We start from the raw sequence: 4178 nt of genomic DNA, 5'->3' as shown, positions 1-4178 counted from the left end.
CGTCCGGGGCGGTCCCGACCGCCCGGCCCGATGGGTGCTAACCAAGGGGGCCGTCGGCATTCCCGGGGCGTCCTGATGACGGCGCTGGCCGTCGCGGTGTCGGCGCTGCGTGAGACGATGCCGGATGTGGCGACGCCAGCCCTCACCGCTCCGCTCATCGGTCGTGAGTCCGAGATCGGTGCGCTCCGTGACGCCTGGGAGCAGGCTGCGGAGGGCGAGGCGGCGGCCGTCGTTCTCGCCGGTGACGCCGGGATCGGCAAGACGCGCCTGATCACGGAGATCTCCTCCGAGGTCACCGAGAGCGGCGGTCTCGTACTCCTGGGGCACTGCCTCGGCCTCGGTCAGGCTGCGCCCCCGTTCCTTCCGGTGCTCGAGATCGTGTCGCAGCTGCACGCGGCCTCCGACGATCCCGAGATCGTCGAGAGCACCGATCGGTTGCTCCGTGCGGACGTGGCTGGTGACCAGGTCCGATTCTTCGACGGCGTTCACGCTCTCCTCGTGCGGGCCGCCCAGCACAAGCCGGTCCTGGTGGTGATCGAGGATCTGCACTGGAGCGATCCCTCGACCCGCGACCTCCTGCTCTTCCTGCTCGCGCGACTCGGCAGCAGTCGCATCCTGGTGCTCCTCAGCTACCGATCCGACGACCTCAACAGGCAGCACCCGTTACGGCCGTGGCTCGCGAGCGTGGCCCGGATGCGTGGTGTGCGCCGGGTGGACGTGGAGCCCTGGGACGAGGAGGAGGCGCGGACCTTCGCGCGTGCGTTGCTGCCGCCGGGCGAGGCTGACGAGGGCGTCATCGCCGACGTCGCCCAGCGCTCCGAGGGCAATGCGTTCTTCGCCGAGGAGCTGATGAGCGCGGCGAGTGGCGGTGCCGCAGAGCTCAGCGACGTGCTCACCTCGGTGCTGCTCGATCGGATCGAGCGCTTGTCCTCGGCCGCGCAGCGGGTGGTGCGCGGCGCGGCGATCGTGGGGCAGCGGGACCTGTGGGCGAGCTCGCTCGAGGGGCTCGTCGCCTCCGATGCGGTGGGGCTGGCGCAATCGGAGATCGAGTCCGCGCTGCGAGAGTGCGTGCAGTCGCACGTGCTGGTGGTGGCGCACGACGGCGCCTACGCGTTCCGGCACGCGCTGCTGCGCGAGGCTGTCCTCGCCGACATGCTGCCCGGCGAGAGCGCGCGGCTGCACGGTGCCTACGTGCCGGTGCTCGAGCGGGAGCAGCCCTCGGGCTGGCAGGCGGCTATCGCGTTCCACGCCACGCGGGCGGGAGATCTGCCACGTGCACTCAAAGCTCGTCTGGAGGCCACCACGGTCGCCAGCGAGTACGCCGCGCACAGCGACGCGCTCGCGCATGTGGAGAAAGGGCTTGAGCTGTGGCCGGCCGTCACCGATCCTGAGGCGGTCACCGGCGTCGACGAGCTCACCCTCGTGCTGCGTGCCTGCGATGAAGCCACCGCGGCAGCGCGCACCGACCGGGCACTGTCCTACGCTCGCGCGGGCGTGGCCATGGCTGACGAGCTCGGCGATGTGTTGCAGCAGGCGGGTGCACGTCGCCGCATCGCCAAGTTGCTGTACGGCACCGGGGAGTGGCGCGAGGCTGAGCGACAGATCGCGAAGGCCTGGGCATTGCTCGAGCATGAGCCGTCCACGGCGGAGCGCGCGTGGGTGTTGTCGACGATGTCGTTCGGCGGGCTCGAGAACCTGCCTGAGCGGCGCGAGCTGGTGGACCGTGCGATCGCCGAAGCGCGGGCGGTGGGAGCACCCGGTCCCGAGGCCGATGCGCTGATCTCGCTCGCGTTCCTGCTTCAGCACGATGGCGACGTCGATGAGGCGATGGAGCGGCTGCAGGAGGCCCGCGACAAGGCAGCGACGGCCGGTGCTGACGACACCGAGCTCCGGGCCTACTTCAACATGGCGATCCTGCGGTACGACCACGGTCGGCTCGCGGAGGCGGTCGAGATCGCAACCGAGGGTGCTGCTGTCGCGGCCCGGCACGGCCGCACCTGGTCCGGCTACGGGCGGGAGCTGACCTGGTTGCTGTGGCTGATGAACATCGGACGCGGCGCGTTCACCGAGGTGATGCACGCCGCGACGGCGGCACTGGACTCCGTGCCCGCCGGCGAACGCACGCTGGCCCTCGCCGCGCGCGTGCTCGCCGCCTCCTGGCTGGGCGAGTGGCAGGTCGTCGACGACGATGTTGCGGCGCTCGGACCCGCCGAGCAGGTGGCGGCGCAGATCCTCTCCGGTCGGGTCCGGGAGACGATGACCGGACACGGCGTGGTGCACTCATGGTTGTGGCGGGGGCGGCCGGACCTGGTGGAGGAAGCGATCGGTGCGGCCCTGGTCAGCCCGGAGTTTCCCGACGATCTCGCCGAGATCCGGGTGATCGCCATGCTGCTGGCGGCGCGTGCTGACGTCGCGGGCGCCTCGCACGGTGAGGCACCTGCACGAGGGCCACGACCATCGTCGTCGGACCTGCTGGAGCGTGCGGAGCGGGTCGCGCGCGTCGGGGCACCGCGCGGCAAGGAGCTCGGCATCGAGGGGCGGATGTGGCTCGCACGCGCACGCGCGGAGGCCGCCCGGGAGCGCGGCGAGAGCGCCGTCGAGCTGTGGCGTGCGGTCGCCGACGCGGCGAGCTACGGCGAGCGACCCCAGGAGGCTGTCGCGCGATGGCGGCTCGGCGAGGCGCTGCTCTCCGAGGGTGATCGCGCCGGCGAGCACGAGATCCTGCAGGCGCACACGTGGGCGAAGGAGATGGCGCTGGCACCGCTCGGTGGGGCGGTCGAGGCGACCGCGCGCCGGTTCAAGGTCACGCTGCCCGGCGTACGCCGCAGCGCCGACGTGCTCACGCCCCGGGAGCGGTCGGTGCTCGAGCGGGTGGCCCGCGGGTTGACCAACCGGGCGATCGGCGCCGAGCTGTTCATCTCGGAGAAGACGGTCAGCGTTCACCTGACCCGAGTCATGGCCAAGCTGGGCGCCGCGAGCAGGACCGAGGCAGTCGCCGTCGCGATGTCACGCGGCCTGATCTGACCCCGATATCTCGCTCTCCTGATCCTTCCGACGGATGCGGTGAGATCGCGCGCGTGGGAGGGTGACGCCATGACACTGAGGTACGGGTTGAAGCTGAGCCAGCGCGCAAGCATGGCGGAGTACCGCGAGTTCTGGCAGCTGACCGAGGATGCCGGGTTCGACCACGCGTGGGTGATGGACCACTTCGCCACGATCGACCACGACGAAGAGGGCGACATCTTCGAGGCGTGGACGCTGCAGGCCGCGATGGCGGTGGCGACCTCGCGGGTGCGGATCGGCTGCATGGTCAGCGGCAACACGTACCGGCACCCGGCCGAGATCGCGAAGATGGCCGTGACCGTGGACCACCTGTCCGGCGGCCGACTGGAGTTCGGGTTCGGTGCCGGCTGGAACGTGTACGAGCACGATGCGATGGGTCTGGAGCTCGGCGCACCCGGGCCGCGGCTGGACCGGTTCGCGGAGGCGGTCACGATCGTCAAGTCCCTCTGGAACGACGAGCGCACCACTGTCACGGGCGAGCACTACGCCGTGACCGACCTCGTCGCCGAGCCCAAGCCTGTGCAGCAGCCGCTGCCGTTCTGGGTCGGCGGCAGTGGCCGCCGCCGCACCCTGCGCATCGTGGCCGAGCACGCCGACGTGTGGAATTGGACCGGCGCCGACCTTGCTGACTTCACCGACGCTTCTGCCACGCTCGACGCGCACTGCGCCTCCATCGGTCGCGACCCGGCCGAGATCCGCCGCTCGGTCCAGCTCCGACTGCCCGACGGCGAGGACGAGTGCGTCCGTCTCGTCGCCGACACCGTGGCTCGGGGAGCGACGGAGATCATCTTCATCGCCCGTACCCCCGGCCCCGTGGCCGACGGCGAACGCCTCGCTGCCATGCTGCCGCGGTTCCGCGAGTTGGGCTGAGCCGCCCATACCCGATTTCACTGACGAAACGTCATGTGATGTTTCGTCAGTGAAATCGGGTAGCGGGGCTGGCGCGGGCCGCACCGAGTGGTCAGTTCGTTGGCTGCAGTCCCCGAGTCTCGGAGCGGAACTCGCGTGGCGACATGCCCATGAGGCGGCGGAAGGTCCTGCCGAAGTTCGACAGGTCGCTGAACCCGCTCGCTCGCGAGATCGCGGCAACGGGATCGTCGGTGGTCTGCAGCAGC

3 protein-coding genes are annotated in these 4178 nt (G+C 70.8%); 2 read left to right on the top strand and 1 reads right to left on the bottom strand.

The annotated features are described in order from the left end of the window. Positions 1 to 75 precede the first annotated feature (75 nt). Together ACOJSN_RS18360 and ACOJSN_RS18355 are read left to right on the top strand one after the other, a co-directional pair. The gene (locus ACOJSN_RS18360; RefSeq protein ID WP_420113936.1) at positions 76 to 3024 is read left to right on the top strand and encodes a helix-turn-helix transcriptional regulator; all 2949 of its coding nucleotides are present in this window, start codon (positions 76 to 78) and stop codon (positions 3022 to 3024) included. A 69-nt stretch (positions 3025 to 3093) separates the two neighbouring features. Next, positions 3094 to 3933 (top strand): TIGR03560 family F420-dependent LLM class oxidoreductase, encoded by an 840-nt coding sequence (locus tag ACOJSN_RS18355; RefSeq protein WP_420113935.1) that lies wholly within the window; start codon positions 3094 to 3096, stop codon positions 3931 to 3933. Between the two features lie 91 nt (positions 3934 to 4024). Here ACOJSN_RS18355 and ACOJSN_RS18350 read toward each other — a convergent pair whose 3' ends face one another. Further along, complete coding sequence (locus ACOJSN_RS18350; RefSeq protein ID WP_420113937.1) at positions 4025 to 4174, bottom strand: helix-turn-helix domain-containing protein; 150 nt, start codon at positions 4172 to 4174, stop codon at positions 4025 to 4027. Between the last annotated feature and the right edge of the window lie 4 nt (positions 4175 to 4178).

This window comes from Pseudactinotalea sp. (assembly GCF_048594945.1).
In the GTDB taxonomy this organism is placed as follows: domain Bacteria; phylum Actinomycetota; class Actinomycetes; order Actinomycetales; family Beutenbergiaceae; genus Pseudactinotalea.
This window is presented reverse-complemented; position numbering and strand designations above follow the sequence as displayed.